12 protein-coding genes, 1 tRNA gene and 1 pseudogene are annotated in these 16,303 nt (G+C 60.1%); 10 read left to right on the top strand and 4 right to left on the bottom strand.

The genetic code is table 11. The annotated features are described in order from the left end of the window. The first annotated feature begins 121 nt into the window (after nt 1-121). The 8 genes from uraH to FKG95_RS28085 all read left to right on the top strand — a co-directional run bounded on the left by uraH (nt 122) and on the right by FKG95_RS28085 (nt 10,313). Nucleotides 122-487 (top strand): hydroxyisourate hydrolase, encoded by a 366-nt coding sequence (gene uraH / locus FKG95_RS28120; RefSeq protein WP_142899798.1) that lies wholly within the window; start codon nt 122-124, stop codon nt 485-487. 99 nt (nt 488-586) lie between these two features. Beyond that, a complete protein-coding gene (gene xdhA, locus FKG95_RS28115) occupies nt 587-2,113 on the top strand; it encodes a xanthine dehydrogenase small subunit (RefSeq protein WP_142899797.1) in 1,527 nt (508 codons plus the stop codon). Beyond that, complete coding sequence (gene xdhB, locus FKG95_RS28110) at nt 2,106-4,463, top strand: xanthine dehydrogenase molybdopterin binding subunit (protein ID WP_142899796.1); 2,358 nt, start codon at nt 2,106-2,108, stop codon at nt 4,461-4,463. The genes xdhA and xdhB overlap by 8 nt, the downstream gene beginning before the upstream one ends. Then, nucleotides 4,460-5,506, top strand: a complete 1,047-nt coding sequence (gene xdhC / locus FKG95_RS28105; protein ID WP_142899795.1) for a xanthine dehydrogenase accessory protein XdhC — start codon at nt 4,460-4,462, stop codon at nt 5,504-5,506. The genes xdhB and xdhC overlap by 4 nt, the downstream gene beginning before the upstream one ends. Before the next feature lie 54 nt (nt 5,507-5,560). Continuing rightward, nucleotides 5,561-7,132 (top strand): ABC transporter ATP-binding protein, encoded by a 1,572-nt coding sequence (locus FKG95_RS28100; RefSeq protein ID WP_142899794.1) that lies wholly within the window; start codon nt 5,561-5,563, stop codon nt 7,130-7,132. Continuing rightward, nucleotides 7,122-8,213, top strand: coding sequence for an ABC transporter permease (locus FKG95_RS28095; RefSeq protein ID WP_142899793.1), 1,092 nt, complete (start codon nt 7,122-7,124; stop codon nt 8,211-8,213). Before FKG95_RS28100 ends, FKG95_RS28095 begins: the two co-directional genes overlap by 11 nt. Next, complete coding sequence (locus FKG95_RS28090; protein WP_142899792.1) at nt 8,210-9,133, top strand: ABC transporter permease; 924 nt, start codon at nt 8,210-8,212, stop codon at nt 9,131-9,133. Before FKG95_RS28095 ends, FKG95_RS28090 begins: the two co-directional genes overlap by 4 nt. Before the next feature lie 103 nt (nt 9,134-9,236). Beyond that, nucleotides 9,237-10,313, top strand: a complete 1,077-nt coding sequence (locus tag FKG95_RS28085) for a BMP family ABC transporter substrate-binding protein (protein ID WP_142899791.1) — start codon at nt 9,237-9,239, stop codon at nt 10,311-10,313. Nucleotides 10,314-10,789: 476 nt separating this feature from the next. On the opposite strand, the gene FKG95_RS28080 is transcribed toward FKG95_RS28085, so the two are convergent. Together FKG95_RS28080 and FKG95_RS28075 are read right to left on the bottom strand one after the other, a co-directional pair. Then, nucleotides 10,790-10,863: transfer RNA gene (locus FKG95_RS28080), tRNA-Ile, on the bottom strand. Nucleotides 10,864-11,639: 776 nt separating this feature from the next. Continuing rightward, entirely contained in the window at nt 11,640-12,584 is a 945-nt protein-coding gene (locus FKG95_RS28075) for a patatin-like phospholipase family protein (RefSeq protein WP_142899790.1), read from the bottom strand. Nucleotides 12,585-13,096: 512 nt separating this feature from the next. On the opposite strand from FKG95_RS28075, the gene ettA reads away from it, so the two are divergent. Next, the gene (gene ettA / locus FKG95_RS28070) at nt 13,097-14,773 is read left to right on the top strand and encodes an energy-dependent translational throttle protein EttA (RefSeq protein WP_142899789.1); all 1,677 of its coding nucleotides are present in this window, start codon (nt 13,097-13,099) and stop codon (nt 14,771-14,773) included. Here the strand turns inward: ettA and gcvA are convergent. Then, a complete protein-coding gene (gcvA, locus tag FKG95_RS28065) occupies nt 14,770-15,780 on the bottom strand; it encodes a transcriptional regulator GcvA (RefSeq protein ID WP_179954312.1) in 1,011 nt (336 codons plus the stop codon). The genes ettA and gcvA overlap by 4 nt on opposite strands. A gap of 82 nt (nt 15,781-15,862) precedes the next feature. Between gcvA and FKG95_RS28060 the strand changes: the two genes are divergently transcribed. Further along, nucleotides 15,863-16,114, top strand: a complete 252-nt coding sequence (locus FKG95_RS28060) for a hypothetical protein (protein WP_142899787.1) — start codon at nt 15,863-15,865, stop codon at nt 16,112-16,114. A gap of 57 nt (nt 16,115-16,171) precedes the next feature. Here the strand turns inward: FKG95_RS28060 and FKG95_RS28055 are convergent. Next, nucleotides 16,172-16,303 (bottom strand): annotated as a pseudogene (locus FKG95_RS28055) (IS481 family transposase); the annotation flags it as partial.

Genomic DNA, 16,303 nt, shown 5'->3' with positions numbered 1-16,303 from the left:
TCGTGTCATAACTTATAGAGCGGAGTCCGGCACTGGAATTGGGGTGTGCTGAGAAACTCTCGCGAAACACCACGAAACTGGGGAACAGGGGCGGGGCGCTTTGCGTCCTGATACAATGCGAATGGGCCGTTTGACCACTCATGTCCTCAATACCGCCGAAGGCGTGCCGGGCGCGGGGATAACGCTTGAGCTCTATCTGGAAAGTCCGGATGAAGCCGGGGCCGGGCGGCAATTGATCAAGACAGTGGTCACGAACGACGACGGCCGTTGCGATAGCCCGTTGCTTGAGGGGGAAGCCTTTCAGAAAGGCACCTACGAACTGCACTTTCTGGCCGGCGATTATTTCGAGGCGCGCGGCGTTTCGAGCGCGGCGCCGCGGTTTTTAGACAGGGTTGTGCTGCGTTTCGGGCTTGCCGACCCGGATCAGCACTATCACGTGCCCTTGCTTGTCTCGCCCTACAGCTATTCGACCTACCGTGGGAGCTGAGCGCGCCGTGCGGATCATCTGGACAAAACTAACGGCGATTTCCGGGATCGAGTCCGGGCTGGATGAGTTTTGGCTGGATGCGATCCGGGGGACTGGGGCATGACGGGAACGGCCCCTGCATCCGGCGCAAGCGGCAAGACGGATACGCTTCGCTTTTTGCTGGGCGATGAAGTTCGCGAACTCAGGAATATCGATCCGACCGTCTCGGTCCTGCAGTATCTTCGCGAGACCGAGGGGCGGTGCGGCACCAAGGAAGGCTGTGCGGAAGGCGACTGCGGTGCCTGTTCGGTTGTGATCGCCGAACTTGATGACGAGAGGAAGCTGACGTACCGGGCGGTCAACGCCTGCATTCAGTTCCTGCCGACCCTCCACGGCAAGCAGCTGATTACGGTCGAAGATCTCAAGCCGCAGCAGCATGACGAAGTGAATGCCCAAGCCCTGCATCCTGTGCAGCAGGCGATGGTCGACTGTCACGGCTCGCAGTGCGGGTTCTGTACTCCGGGCATTGTGATGTCGCTTTTTGCCATGTTCCATGACGAGACCAGTGCGAAAGACCGGGGCGCAATCAACGACGCGCTGGCCGGAAACCTTTGCCGTTGCACGGGGTATGGACCGATCGTGAAGGCGGCGCAGCGTATGCGCAGTTATGGCGCAAAGGATCAGTTTGACGCGCGCGCCGAGGTGACGGTCGAAACTCTGGCGGGTCTGGCCGGCGCGGAAACGCTGGTCCTGAAACAGGGAGCCCGACGCTTCTTTGCCCCTACCACGGCGGACCAACTGGCAGGGCTGGTGATCGCCTATCCCGACGCCTGCATCCTGGCCGGGGGAACCGATGTGGGGCTTTGGGTGACCAAGCAGCACCAGATTCTGGAGACGGTGATTTACACCGGCGACGTCGCGGAGCTGCATCGGGTCGAGGAGACGCCTGACGGCATCCGGATCGGCGCCGCCGCCACCTATGTGGAGGCACAGAACGTACTGGCGCGGGAGTACCCGGACTTTGGTGAGTTGATCCGTCGCCTGGGATCGGTGCAGATCCGCAACAGCGGCACGATCGGCGGCAACATCGCCAATGCATCGCCGATCGGAGACTCGGCACCGGTTTTGCTCGCCGCCGGCGCCCGCCTCGTCCTTAGGCGCGGTGGCGAACGCCGCGAACTGCCGCTAGATCAGTTCTTCCATGCCTACCGGGAAACCGACCTGACTTCGGGTGAGTTCCTGGAGAGCATTCTGGTCCCCAGGCGAAATCCGGCGGCCAAACTGCGCTGCTACAAGATCACCAAGCGCTTTGATCAGGATATCTCCGCTATCTGCGCGGCCTTTGCGGTTGAGCTTGAGGGGGGCATAGTGAAGTCCCTGCGCACAGGCTTTGGCGGCATGGCGGCGATTCCGAAACGGGCGGATGCCTGCGAGGCCGCTCTAACGGGCAAGGCCTGGACACGGGAAAACATTGAGGCTGCGATGGATGCGCTGGACAGCGATTTCTCGCCCATGAGCGACATGCGCGCCAGCAGGGATTACCGCGCAACGCTCGCCAGAAACCTGCTTCTGAAGTTCTTCTTCGAGACCTCGGGCGCGGAGGGCGAGACCCGGCTGGTCGGTCACAAGGATCTGGCCCATGCCTGACGCCCGGAACCTGGAGACCGAGGCCATCTCGGGCGGTGTCCATCACGCGCTGAAGCATGATTCGGCGCATAAGCACGTCACCGGCGAAGCCGTTTATGTTGACGACATCCCCGCGCCGGCGAACCTGCTCCATCTCGCCGCGGGACAATCGGCCCGCGCCCACGCGAAGATTCTCTCGATGGATCTCTCCATGGTGCGGCAAGCGCCTGGAGTGGTGGCGGTTCTGACAGCCGAGGACATTCCCGGTGAAAACGATGTGGGGCCCGTCATCCATGACGACCCGGTCTTTGCGGAAAAGGTCGTCGAGTTCATTGGACAGTCGCTCTTCGCGGTGGCTGCCGAGACCCGTGAAGAAGCGCGCCGCGCGGCGCTTCTGGCAAAGATCGAGTATGAGGATCTGGAGCCGGTCCTGAGCGTCGGGGACGCGTTGGCGAAAGAGAATTTCGTGCTGCCGGATCACGTCATTCGTCGGGGGGATTCCAAAGCGGCCCTGGACCGCTCTCAGCACCGCCTCAGCGGCAGCCTGCAGGTCGGCGGTCAGGATCACTTCTACCTGGAAGGCATGGTCTCCCTGGCGTTGCCTGCAGAGGACGGCGACGTTCAGATCTGGTGCTCCACCCAGCATCCGAGCGAGGTTCAGCACAACGTCGCGCGCGTTCTCGGGCGGCCGTCCAATGCGGTCACCGTCGACGTGCGGCGTATGGGGGGCGGTTTCGGCGGCAAGGAAACCCAGTCGGCGCTCTTCGCGGCTATAGCGGCGCTGACGGCGGTTCGCACCGGCCGTCCGGCCAAGTTCTGCGTCGATCGCGACGACGACATGATCATGACCGGCAAGCGGCACGATTTCCGGATCGACTACGATGTCGGCTTTGACGATGACGGACGGATCGAGGCGGTCGACTTCATGCAGGCTTCGCGTTGCGGAATGTCGGCGGATCTCTCGGGCGCGATCAGCGACCGGGCGATGTTCCATGCGGACAATGCCTATTACCTGAACGATGTCACCATCACCTCGCACCGCTGCAAGACCAACACGGTCTCCAACACGGCATTCCGGGGCTTCGGCGGTCCCCAGGGGATGGTCGGCATTGAACGGGTGATCGACGAAGTCGCCTTCGCCCTGAGCAAGGATCCGCTCGAAGTTCGGAAGCTGAACCTTTACGGCGGCGAAGGCCGGAACATCACGCCCTATTCCATGACGGTCGAGGACAACGTCCTGCCTGAGATCATCGAGGAACTGGAGGCATCGTCCGACTATGCCCGGCGCCGCGCGGAAATCCGGACCTTCAATGCATCCAGTCCGGTGATGAAAAAGGGGATTTCCCTGACCCCGGTCAAGTTTGGCATTTCTTTCTCCACCAAACACCTCAATCAGGCCGGTGCGCTGATCCATATCTACGCTGACGGCAGCGTGCACCTGAACCATGGCGGCACCGAGATGGGGCAGGGGCTTTACATCAAAGTGGCGCAGATCGTGGCGGAGGAGCTGCAGATCGATCTGGAGCGGATCAAGATCTCGGCGGCCAGCACCGGCAAGGTGCCCAACACCTCGGCCACGGCGGCCTCCTCGGGCACCGATCTCAACGGCAAGGCGGCTCAGGCGGCGGCGCGGACGATCCGCGAGCGGCTGGTGGCCTTCGCGGCGTCCAGATATGACGTCAAGCCCAGCGAGGTGTTTTTCCACGCCAATAAGGTTCAGATCGGCCCGCAGACCATCTCCTTTGACGAACTGATCGGCCAGGCTTATCTGGCCCGGGTGTCACTCTCCTCGACCGGTTTCTATAAGACGCCCAAGATCTTCTACGACCGGGAGACCGCGAGCGGGCGACCCTTTTACTATTTTGCCTATGGCGCGGCGGTTTCCGAGGTCATGATCGATAGTCTGACCGGCGAACATAAGCTGCTGCGGGTCGATATCCTTCATGATGTGGGACGCTCGATCAATCCGGCGATCGACCTGGGTCAGATCGAGGGTGGCTTTATTCAGGGTTACGGCTGGCTCACCAGTGAGGAACTCTTCTGGGACGAGACGGGCCGTCTGCGGACCCACGCGCCTTCGACCTACAAAATTCCGGCCTGTAGTGACCGGCCGGAGGACTTCCGGATGAAGCTGCTGGAGAGCGGCTGGAACCGGGAGGACGTTATTCACCGTTCCAAAGCCGTGGGCGAGCCGCCGCTGATGTTGGCGATCTCCGCCTTTCTGGCGCTTTCCGATGCGGTGGCGAGTGTTGCCGATTACCGGATCCGTCCCGACCTCGATGCACCGGCGACACCGGAGCGTGTTTTAATGGCGGTCGAGAGGCTTCGCCGGGAGGCCGCAGGCGCTGAGCAGACCGAGGCCGCGCAATGACCGGTTTGTCATCCTCCAAAAACCTGGGCAAACTGGATTGGCTTGCTGCACTCAAGCGATTGGCGATTGCGGGCGAGCCTGTGATCCTGGTGACCGTGACCTCGGTGAAGGGCTCTACACCCCGTGAGGCCGGGACCAAGATGGTGGTTACCGCCGAGGACTTCCACGGAACTATCGGCGGCGGTCATCTGGAATACCGCTGTCTGGAGATCGCGCGCGATATCTTGCAAAAAAAACCGGATGGACGCGCGCGCCAGCGCGAGAGCTTTCCGCTCGGCCCCGCGCTCGGGCAGTGCTGTGGCGGGCATGCGGAGGTTCTGTTCGAAGCGGTTCTCGCCGAGGATGTTGAGGGGCTTGCGCCAGATGCGCACTCACTCTTGATAACCCCCCTGACGTGCGGGGATGGAGCGATGTACCTGCGCGCCCTTCTTGACGGCGAGGACATAAAGGGACTGCCCCGTACAGCCATGGAGGCCGGACGCGAGGTCTTCATCGAACGGATTGGTGGCTGGCGTCCGCAGGTTTTTCTGTTCGGTGCGGGTCACGTTGGTCAGGCCGTGGTGAGAGCCCTGGAGCCGCTGCCTTTCGAAGTGCGGTGGATCGACAGCCGGGCAGAGGTATTCCCCGGGGAAAGGCCCGCCCACGTCCGGGTCGAGGTCACGGATGATCCTGATCTTCAAGTGAAATCCGCTGAAGCAAACGCGCTCTATCTGGTCATGACCCATAGTCACCAGCTCGATCTGGAGATCTGCGAGCGCGTGCTGCGCCGGGGTGATTTCGCTTACCTGGGCTTGATCGGATCGGAGACCAAGAGGGCGCGTTTCGTGCGGCGTTTGCGGATAAAGGGCGTTACCCGCGAGGCCGTGGACCGCATGACCTGCCCGATCGGCATTCCCGGGATCTCGGGCAAACATCCGGCGGAAATTGCCGCGTCGGTCTCGGCTCAGCTTTTGGTTGCCTGTGAGCGTGTCTCTGCGGCACAAAGGAGATCTCGGGAGGAGGAACCCGGAGCAACGGATAAATCGCTGTTGCGGGGCTCGTGAACCGGTAAGACCGCATAAGCGGCGGCCGGCGTTCTTTGGGAGAGGTGGGAGTTAATGGTGCAAGAGACGGCATCGGGCGAGGGGACGGAGCCGGTGGTTCCAAGGCTCGAGCTCAGGGGGATCGAGAAGTCTTTTCCCGGCTGTAAGGCAAATGACGGCGTGGATCTGACGATCCTGCCGGGCGAGATCCATGCTCTTTTGGGAGAGAACGGTGCCGGCAAGAGCACTCTGGTCAAGATCATTTACGGCATTCTCCATGCCGATGCCGGAACCATCTCCTGGGAAGGCAAGGAAACCCATATCGCAGGCCCGAGCTTTGCCAGAAACCTGGGCATCGGGATGGTGTTTCAGCACTTTTCTCTTTTCGAAGCCCTGACGGTCGCGGAAAACATCGCGCTTGGTGTCGAAGGTGAGCACGACATGCGCCGCCTGGAAGCCCGGATCGAGGAAGTCTCGGCGGCCTACGGCCTGCCGCTTGACCCGCGCCGCCACGTCCATAGCCTTTCGGTCGGCGAGCGGCAGCGGATCGAGATCGTGCGCTGTTTGCTGCAGAACCCGCGGCTGCTGATCATGGACGAACCGACCTCGGTGCTGACCCCACAGGAGGTTGAGACGCTTTTCGGCACCTTGCGACGTCTGTCGTCCGAGGGCTGTTCAATTCTCTACATCAGCCACAAGCTGGACGAAATCAAACAGCTCTGCGACACCGCGACGGTGCTGCGCGGCGGTAAGTTCGTCGGCGACTGCGTTCCGAGCGAAGAGTCGGCGCAGAGCATGGCGCGCATGATGATCGGCGACGACGTCAAGGAGCCGAAAGCTGAGGGCAATTCCGAGCCCGGTGAGGTGATGCTGTCGGTTGCCGACCTCTACCTCCAGAGTGACGATCCTTTCGGCACGGACCTCAAGGCCGTCACATTCGATGTGCATGCAGGCGAAATCTTCGGCATCGCCGGGATCGCCGGCAATGGCCAGAATGAGTTGCTGGCGGCGCTCAGCGGCGAGCAACTGGTCCCTGACAGCGCCGCGGTGGTGATCGCCGGTGAGGCGGCCGGGCGGCTTGGCCCGCGGCGCAGGCGCAAGCTGGGACTGAGCTTTGTGCCCGAGGAGCGTCATGGTCATGGAGCGGTGCCCGCCTTGCGCCTGACCGAGAACGCCTTTCTCAGCGGTCATCTACGGGAGAAACTGGTGCGCTGGGGCCTGATCGATTTCCCTAAGACCGCGGCCTACGCAAAAAAAATCTGTGAATCCTTCGATGTCCGCACTTCGGGGATCCATTCCGAGGCCAGCAGCCTGTCCGGCGGTAATCTTCAGAAGTTCATCATTGGCCGTGAAATCCTGCAGAGTCCCAGTCTCCTGATTGCTGCCCAGCCGACCTGGGGCGTGGACGCGGGCGCCGCGGCGGCGATCCATCAGGCCCTGATCGATCTGGCGGCATCAGGCGCCGCGGTCTTGGTGGTGTCTCAGGAGCTCGATGAGCTCTTCGCCATCAGCGACCGGATCGCGGTCATGTCCTCGGGTCATCTCTCGGCGGCGCGCCCGACCCGTGCCACAACGCTGGAGGAGATCGGCTTGCTCATGGGCGGCGACGGAACCGCAGCCGGGGAGCCGATGACCCATGTTGCTTAAGCTGGAGCCGCGCGGCGAAACCTCCCGCGTGATGGTCTATCTGACGCCGCTGCTGGCGATCTTCCTGACTCTGATCATGGGGGCTATCCTCTTCGCGCTGCTGGGGCATGATCCCCTGGAGGCAATGCACGCCTTTTTTATCGTGCCGGTCTCCAGCGCTTATGGCCTGGGCGAGCTTGGGGTGAAGGCCACGCCCCTGGTGCTCTGCGCCATCGGTCTTGCGATCGGCTTCCGGGCCAACGTCTGGAACATCGGGGCCGAGGGACAGTTAACCCTGGGCGCGATCTTCGGCGGCGGGCTGGCACTTTGGTTCTACGATAGCGACAGCGTGCTGCTCCTGCCGGCGATGGCGCTGGCCGGAGCCCTGGGAGGACTTGCCTGGGCGGCCATCCCGGCCTTCCTGAAGCTGCGCTTCAACGCCAACGAAATTCTGACCAGCCTGATGCTGACCTACGTGGCGACGCTTTTGCTCAGCCTCCTGGTCCACGGGCCCTATCGCGACCCGGATGGATTTAACTTTCCCGAGTCCCGGCTGTTCGAGGACTCCGCCTTGCTGCCGGTGATGATCGAAGGCACGCGTCTGCATCTGGGGGCGGCGGTGGCGGTCTTTGTGGTGCTTGCGGCCTGGCTGATCCTGAGCCGCAGCTTCATCGGCTTCCAGATCAAGGTCATCGGCCTGACCCCGGCGGCGGCGGGTTACGCAGGTTTCCGCCAGAGCAATCTGGTGTGGCTGACGCTTCTGACCGGCGGTGCCCTCGCGGGTCTTGCCGGCCTTTTCGAGGTGGCCGGACCGATCGGGCAGATCACCCCGGTGATCTCTCCGGGCTATGGCTTTACGGCGATTATCGTGGCCTTCGTCGGGCGTCTTCATCCGGTCGGCATTCTGGGGGCGGGGCTCTTGATCGCCCTATCCTATCTGGGCGGCGAGACGGTGCAGATCCAGATGGGCCTGCCGCAGGCGGTAACCGGCGTGTTTCAGGGTTTGCTTCTCTTCTTCCTGTTGGCCTGTGACGTTCTGATCCGCTACCGCATCCGCTGGACTCTCGGGGCCGCAAAGGAAGGCCGGAGGACGGCAGCATGATCGAGACACTTGCAGCGATCCTGGTGACTGTCGTGACGGCGGCAACCCCACTGGTCTTCGCGGCGACGGGTGAGCTGGTGACCGAGAAGTCGGGTGTGCTGAACCTGGGCGTCGAGGGTATGATGCTGGTCGGCGCGGTTAGCGGCTTCGCGGCGGCCATCGCGACCGGAAATCCGGCGATTGCGATCCTCGTGGCCATGATCGCTGGGGCTGTGATGGCCTTTCTCTTCGGGGTTCTTACGCTTTCGTTGATGGCCAATCAGGTGGCCACTGGACTGGCGCTGACCATGTTCGGTGTCGGACTCTCGGCGCTGATCGGACAGGACTATGTGGGAACGCCCATCAAGGCATTGGCGAAGCTGGATATTCCGGTCTTATCGGATTTGCCGCTGATCGGCCCGGTTGTCTTCGGACAGGATTTCCTGGTTTATCTATCGCTGGTCATGGTCGCCGGGGTGGCCTGGTTCCTGAAATCAACGCGGGCAGGATTGATCCTGCGTGCGACGGGCGAATCCCACGATGCCGCCCATGCGCTGGGATATTCCGTGATCCGGATCCGCTATCTCGCGGTGATGTTCGGCGGCGCCATGAGCGGGCTGGCGGGGGCTTACTTGTCGCTCGCTTACACGCCGATGTGGGCTGAAAACATGTCGGCGGGCCGGGGCTGGATTGCCTTGGCGCTGGTGGTCTTCGCCACCTGGAAGCCCGGACGGGTTTTGGTGGGGGCCTACCTTTTCGGTGGGGTGACGATCCTTCAGCTTCACGCGCAGGGCGCAGGTTTTGCCGTTCCCTCGCAGGCTCTGTCCATGTTGCCATATCTGGCGACGATTGTGGTTCTGGTGGTGATTTCTCGGGACTCCACCCGTATTCGGTTGAATGCACCGGCCTGTATTGGCAAGGTTTTCCATCCGGAGACATAAGCCCCGACAGCCTCGCGCAGGGGCAAACCTGAAAACCGCAGATAACTGAAGGGCGGAGACCAGGGCAAAATTGAAACAGGGAACGATGACAAGGAGTTATGTGATGATACAGGGAGTATTCAAGACACTTGGCGCCGCGGCGCTGGGGATGGCGGTAACGTTGGGCGCGGCCTCGGCCGAGCCGACCAAGGTGGGTTTTGTCTATGTCGGGCCGATTGGTGACCATGGCTGGACCTATCGTCATGACAAAGGCCGTCTGGCGATCGAGGAAGCCTTCGGCGACAAGGTCGAGACCAGCTATGTCGAGAGCGTGCCGGAAGGTGCCGACGCGGAGCGTGTTATCCGCCAGCTGGCCTCAACGGGTCACGATCTGATCTTCACCACCTCATTCGGGTACATGAACCCGACGGTCAAGGTCGCAAAACAGTTTCCGAACGTGAAGTTCGAGCACGCCACGGGGTACAAGCGTTCAGACAATGTCAGCACCTACGCGGCGCGCTTTTACGAAGGCCGCGTCATTGCCGGCATCCTCGCCGGCCGGATGACCAAATCGAACGTGATCGGCTACATCGGATCCTTCCCGATTCCCGAAGTTGTCCGCGGGATCAATGCTTTCACGCTTTCGATGCGCAAGATCAATCCTGATGCCGAGGTCAAGGTGGTCTGGGTGAACTCCTGGTATGATCCGGGCAAGGAAGGCGATGCCGCCAAAGCCCTCATTGATCAGGGAGCCGATATCATCGTTCAGCATACGGATTCCCCTGCGCCTATGCAGGTCGCGCAGGAGCGCGGCGTCTTTGCCGTGGGCCAGGCTTCCGACATGACGCAGTTCGGTCCTAAGGCGCATCTGACCTCGATCATCGACGACTGGAACGGCTACTATGTCGAGCGGACGAAGGCCGTAATGGACGGCACCTGGTCGTCCGGTGATACCTGGGGCGGTCTGAACACCGGCATGCTTCGTATGGCGACGTATAATGAGGCTATCCCAGCCCAGGTCGTTGAAGAGGCCGAGGCGGCCCGCAAGGCGATCGAGGCGGGCAGCCTGCATCCCTTCGCAGGCCCGGTTCTCGATCAGGACGGCAAGGAGATGGTAGCGGCCGGGGCATTTGCCGAAGACGGCATGCTGCTTTCCATGGACTGGTATGTCCAAGGCGTTCAGGGCAAGCTGCCCAAGTGATGTGACGGTCTCTGGCGGCGATCTCTCGTGGTCGCTGCGTCCAGATAAAGGCACCCTCGCGACAGTGGCTCGCGGGGGTGTTTTTTTGCGCCCCTGTCCTATCTCAAAGGGACATCCCGCCTCAAAAAACGAGAAAGGCCGTGCTTTTGCACGGCCTTCTGGCAGCTGAAGCTTTTGCTTCGATGCCACATCCCGATAACAGCGTTTATACCGCCGCGCTGTTGAGAATTTGTTTCACTTCCGTGTGATTACGGATAACTCGTCAGGACCGGGTGCGCGGGAGATCGGCGGCGGTAACACTAAAGCGGTTTGCGCTTTCTTAGAATCACAGTGTCTTGGAATTTGCGTTCGAGATCAGCAGTTTGCTGATCGAGAGACAGCGAATTCTGAGCCAGTTAAAACGCAAACTGCTCTAGAAAACTGTACGCAAAGAGCGGCGCAGGCCGTGATGGAGCTTCTGTGGGGAGAGATTAATCTAGGGCCGGCAGGACTCGAACCTGCGACAGCACCGTTATGAGCGGTGAGTTCTAACCAACTGAACTACGGCCCCAGATGCCCTGATCGATACACGCTCCCCGGCTGGCGTTCAAGCGGTAATCAAGCGCCATCGCTCTCGAGGTGTTTCGTGCACGCAGGAAACGCCCCATCGTCAAATTGATCAGATCCTGATTTTTGCGAACTAGGTTGGGAACTCCTATTCTTTGACGGTCTTGACGATAAAATTATGTTTTCTGGCAAGGAGTTAGGAACGGAGCGATGCCGTAGCATCGTGACTGACGACACGACGCTGTCCAGAACTCATAATCTTACCGCCCCTTTGGGGTCGTGTTTTGCCTGGTTTTAGGGGCGTCGAGCCCTCTCACCGGGCCTTCAGGCCCGCTTTCGAGACCTCTCCTGCCTAAAACCAGGCAAAACACGATCAAGACCATCAAGGAATATGAGTCCTCAACCTAGGGAACAATCCCTGAACATCAACCGCTTGGACCGGTGAGCAGACGCCTGAAATACGTTGATTTTCGCCTGGGGCGATTCAGAGAATTACAACTAAAAAAAGAACCCCCACAACGGTGTTGAGGGGGTGCCCGAAAGCAAGTTGTACAGGGAGACTCAGGAAAACTGAGTGAGGCAAAGATAACCTCATATGGTTAACAATAGGTTAATGAAAGCTAAGAAAAAAAGCGAGCAAAAAATGCAGGCATCTATATTTTGTCATAACCGGCCCATTTAGGCGATGGACACAAAAAACTACTGAGTCTGATCGATTTTTTGAGGATTACCTGCACTCATATTACTTTGTTTTTACGGAATTTTTTAGAATCCATCCGTTCATGTCGCAAAAACTGAGAGCGCATCCCGCAGGTCCGGGAGGACCCGCTCAACTGCGGCCTCGCCTTCGGCGATAATCTCATCGGCCCGATGAAACTCGAAAAGCCCGATCTGTCCAAGCCGCGGCGTAATGTGTACGTCAGGCGGCTCGCCTGCGAGCCTGGAGCGTGCAATTCGGTCCTGGACGATATTCAGCGATGAGATCATGACGCCGAACAGGCTGGGCTGGTTGGGCTCCCGCCGAAAGGTGCGTCTGGCCAGGGCGTCCAACACGGAGCCTGAAGACGCGGGCGCGTTTTCCTTCATCATCTCAAGCAGATCGAAGCCGGCCACGGTGGGAATCTTGCCGCCGGGTTGGCGCGATTTACCGATGATGTCGGCATTCAGGTTAACCGCAATGATCATCTGAGCGCCCATTGCCTGACAGACTGAAACCGGAACCGGATTCACCAGAGCGCCGTCGACAACCCAACGGTCATTGACCAACATGGGTTGGAACACGCCCGGCAGAGAGAAGGAGGCCCGGACGGCCTCGACCAGGGTGCCTTCGCGCAACCAGACTTCGTGACCTGTGACGAGATCTGTTGCCACGGCCACGAAAGGCATTTCGTAGTCCTCGAAGGCGGCATCTCCGAGGTGTTTCTGCATAACCTCAACAAGATGCCGTCCGCCGATCAAACCGCCGCTGCTGACCTTGAAGTCCATGTAGGACAGCATGCGCAGCTTGGTGATGGAGCGCGCCCAGTCTTCGAGGGTATCGAGTTCGTCCGTCAGATAGGAGGCGCCGACGACAGCGCCGATCGAGGTGCCGGAAATAATGTCGGGTTTGATTCCACAGCGTGCCAGGGCTCTGATGACGCCGATGTGTGCCCAACCGCGTGCCACGCCGCTCCCCAGAGCCAGTCCTATGCGCGGGCGCCAGTTTTGTTCGGAATCATGTGACACAAACTGTCCTCTCTCCTCGTGGACCTAATCATCGACTGAGCCGCACACAAGATCGGTAACGATCAGTTGTTTGCCGCCTCCAGACCGGGTTCATAAGTATAGCGCCTAGATATTAACCAAAAGTCGACCGCTCCATCTGTGTAAAACAGATGTATCCGGTCCGGGCGTTTTCATTGCGGCCTATGGGTACGGTTCCGTGTTCTTGGACATGCTGCGGCTCAACTTGTTCCGAAAGCGCCGGGATGGCGCCGTTGGAGGCTGGTCCGGGTGGTCGGAGGTTGCCTCGGGGCTCTTGCCTCGCGCAGGATATGATGCATCTTCCGATTCAGAAAACGACTGGAGCCCGGGCCAGGTCCGGGAGTAATTGCGCCCCGGCAGGCAATGGGGTAAAACCCGCGCCCGTAACCCTTTTTTGCAGTCTTCCGGCTTCCTCGGAAAGTCGGCACTTGAGCTGTATTCGTTGTTGTCAGAGCCCCCTTTCCTGTCAAAGGGCGCGCAGTCCGGAGTGCTTCATGGCCGCCTATCAATACATCTATCATATGGACCGGGTCTCGAAGACCTTCCCCGGCGGCAAACAGGTGCTCAAAGATGTCCGGCTGAACTTTTTGCCCGGCGCGAAAATCGGTGTTCTGGGCTTGAACGGTTCGGGTAAGTCGACCCTGATGAAAATCATGGCCGGCCTGGATCAGGATATTAACGGCGAAGCCTGGGCGGCAGAGGGCGTTAAGGTCGGTTATCTGCAGCAAGAGCCGGAACTGGATGCTTCCAAGGATGTCGCCGGCAATGTCTTTGAAGGTGTCGCCGAGACCAAGGACCTGCTGGACCGTTTCGAGGCGGTGAATCTGAAGTTCGCTGAGGTCGATCCGGATGAAATGGATGATCTGCTGGCCGAGCAGGCGGATCTGCAGGAAAAAATCGATGCGGCTGACGCCTGGGACCTGGACCGTCAGGTCGAAATCGCCATGGACGCATTGCGCTGCCCGCCGGGCGATGCCGACGTCACAAAGCTCTCCGGCGGTGAGCGCCGCCGGGTCGCGCTTTGCCGGCTTCTGCTGCAGCATCCCGATATGCTGCTGCTCGATGAGCCGACCAACCACCTGGACGCGGAGTCCGTCGCCTGGCTGGAGCGTTTTCTCGAGGAATACAGCGGTACGGTCGTGGCGGTCACCCATGACCGTTACTTCCTGGACAATGTCGCGGGATGGATCCTGGAGCTGGACCGGGGGCAGGGGCTGCCTTTCGAGGGCAACTATTCAAGCTGGCTGGAACAGAAACAGTCCCGTTTGGCGCAGGAGGAGAAATCCGAATCCGCCCGCCAGAAAGTCCTCTCGCAGGAGCTGGAGTGGGTGCGGCAGGGGCCGAAGGGACGACAGGCGAAGTCCAAAGCACGGCTCCAGGCATACGATACCCTGTTGTCCGAAGCCGCCAACAAAGCCCCTGAGCCCGGTCAGATCAAGATCCCGCCGGGACCGCGTCTTGGCGATGTTGTCATCGATGCGGTCGGCGTGACCAAAGCCTTCGGCGACAAGCTGCTGATGGAGGACGTGAACTTCAAGATTCCCAAGGGCGCGATCGTCGGCATTATCGGTCCGAACGGCGCGGGTAAAACGACCCTTTTCCGGATGATCACCGGCCAGGAAACGCCCGATAGCGGTACGATGTCAGTCGGTGAAACGGTGAAACTCGGCTATGTCGATCAGAGCCGTGAGTCGCTTGAAGCGGGTAAGACGGTCTGGGAAGAAATCTCCGGCGGTCACGATGTGATCGAGATCGGCAAGCACACGATGGCGTCGCGGGCCTACGTGGGGGCGTTCAATTTCAAGAGCGCGGATCAACAGAAAAAGGTCGGTCAGCTCTCGGGCGGTGAACGTAACCGCGTTCATATGGCAAAGATGCTGAAGCGGGACGCCAATGTTCTGCTGCTCGACGAACCGACCAACGACCTGGATGTCGATACCTTGCGCTCTCTGGAAGAGGCGCTGCTGGAGTTCGCCGGTTGCGCGCTGATCACCAGTCATGATCGCTGGTTCCTGGATCGTATCGCCACCCATATTCTCGCGTTCGAGGGCAACAGCCAGGTGATGTGGTTCGAGGGCAATTACGAAGACTATGAAGCCGACCGCAAGCGCCGCCTGGGGGCCGAAGCCGACCAGCCGCACCGGATCAAGTACAAGCCTCTGACCCGCTAAGAGCTAGCGCTCAGGTCTGTATCGGTCAGCACGGAATAGTCGTCCGTTGCCTGCTCTTTGGCTATGAGACCGAGAATCCATTCCCGGAATGCAGAGACATTGGGGTTCTGAAGTTTTTCCTCAGTTGCGACCAGGTAATAGCCAAAGCGGGTGCGGTAGCTGACATCGAACAGCTTTACCAATCGTCCTGCAGCGAGGTCGTCAGCTGCCAGAAGGCTCGTGGCGAGCGTGATCCCCTGGCCCTGAATTGCGGCCAGCACGGCAAAGTCTTCATACCCGACAATCAGGGCCGTCTTTTGCCGGGTTCCTTCAATGCCTGCTGCGTGAAACCACTGCTCCCAGGAAAGATTGTATCTTGAGGGTTCCGATGGCCGGTGAATGAGCGTGTGGTGAGCCAGGTCTTCAGGGGTTGCCAGCGGCAGCTTCCCCTTGCGGAGTTCCGGGCTGCAGACCGCGATGATCTCCTGATTCGGATAGAGCGTATCGATTTCGACGTCCGGAAACTGACCTGCTCCAAAACGGATCGCAATATCGACATCGCCGTTGTGGAGGTCCGCCAGCGCATGACTGGGGTCTATGCGAATGGCGATCTCCGGGTAGAGTGCGCGGAAGTTCTCAAGGCGGGGCATCAGCCATTTGGTCGCGAAGCTCGGTTCGACCGAGACGACAAGAGGAATCTCTTTGTCGCGGCGCCGAAAATCCGAGACGGTTGTCGTCAGCCGCCGGAAGCCGGCCGTCAGGCCGGGCAGCAGCAAATCTCCCTCGCGCGTCAGTTCCACCGTCCGGTTGAGCCGGTGAAACAGCTTGCTGCCGAGCGCCCCCTCCAGTCCTGAAACCAAGTGGCCGATCGCGCTTGGGCTGACGTTGAGCTCCTCAGCAGCGGCTTTAAAACTCAAGTGCCGCCCCGCTGCCTCGAAGGCCCTGAGCGCATTCAGGGACGGCATCGGAGCCTCTGGCTTGCCGGGACTCTCTTCAGTGGAGATTTTCTCGTCTTGAATGGAAATCATATCGTTTGTGAAATTCCTGTTATGCCTCATTTTATAGAGAGTGAAGCAATTTTAGACTCAAGGATAGACGAGAAATTTTCAAATGATTACCTTGTCAGAATTCTCCCGCTCGGCGGAAACAGCCCGCGCCAGCCGTCTGATTTACGAGGACATGGCATTTGTCGCTCACTTCAGCGAACTGGAGCGTATCTCCCCTGTGGCAGACTGCGTGACTGAAGACCGCTCCCAGCCGCAGCTTGAGGCTGCAGGGAGCCGTTGTGCCGGCGGATACGGGCGGATTACCGAGCGGCTGTTGCGTATCTTCTGGCCAAACACGCCCGCATCCGCAAAGTAGTCCCTCAGCTATTCAAGCGTTTTGACCAAGAGCGCCGGATCTGAATGAGTCCTCAACCTAGTTGTTTAGTCCCGGCATGTGGTGGATAGGATCGAGTGTGAACCGCTCGGTTTGTTCAGTCCAGAGCTTGCAGATGTATTCGTATGGTGTGAGGCCTTTGAGGGTTTTGAGCCGCTTTGCGAAGTTGTA

This window comes from Denitrobaculum tricleocarpae (assembly GCF_007004665.1).
In the GTDB taxonomy this organism is placed as follows: Bacteria; Pseudomonadota; Alphaproteobacteria; order Kiloniellales; family Kiloniellaceae; genus Denitrobaculum; species Denitrobaculum tricleocarpae.
This window is presented reverse-complemented; position numbering and strand designations above follow the sequence as displayed.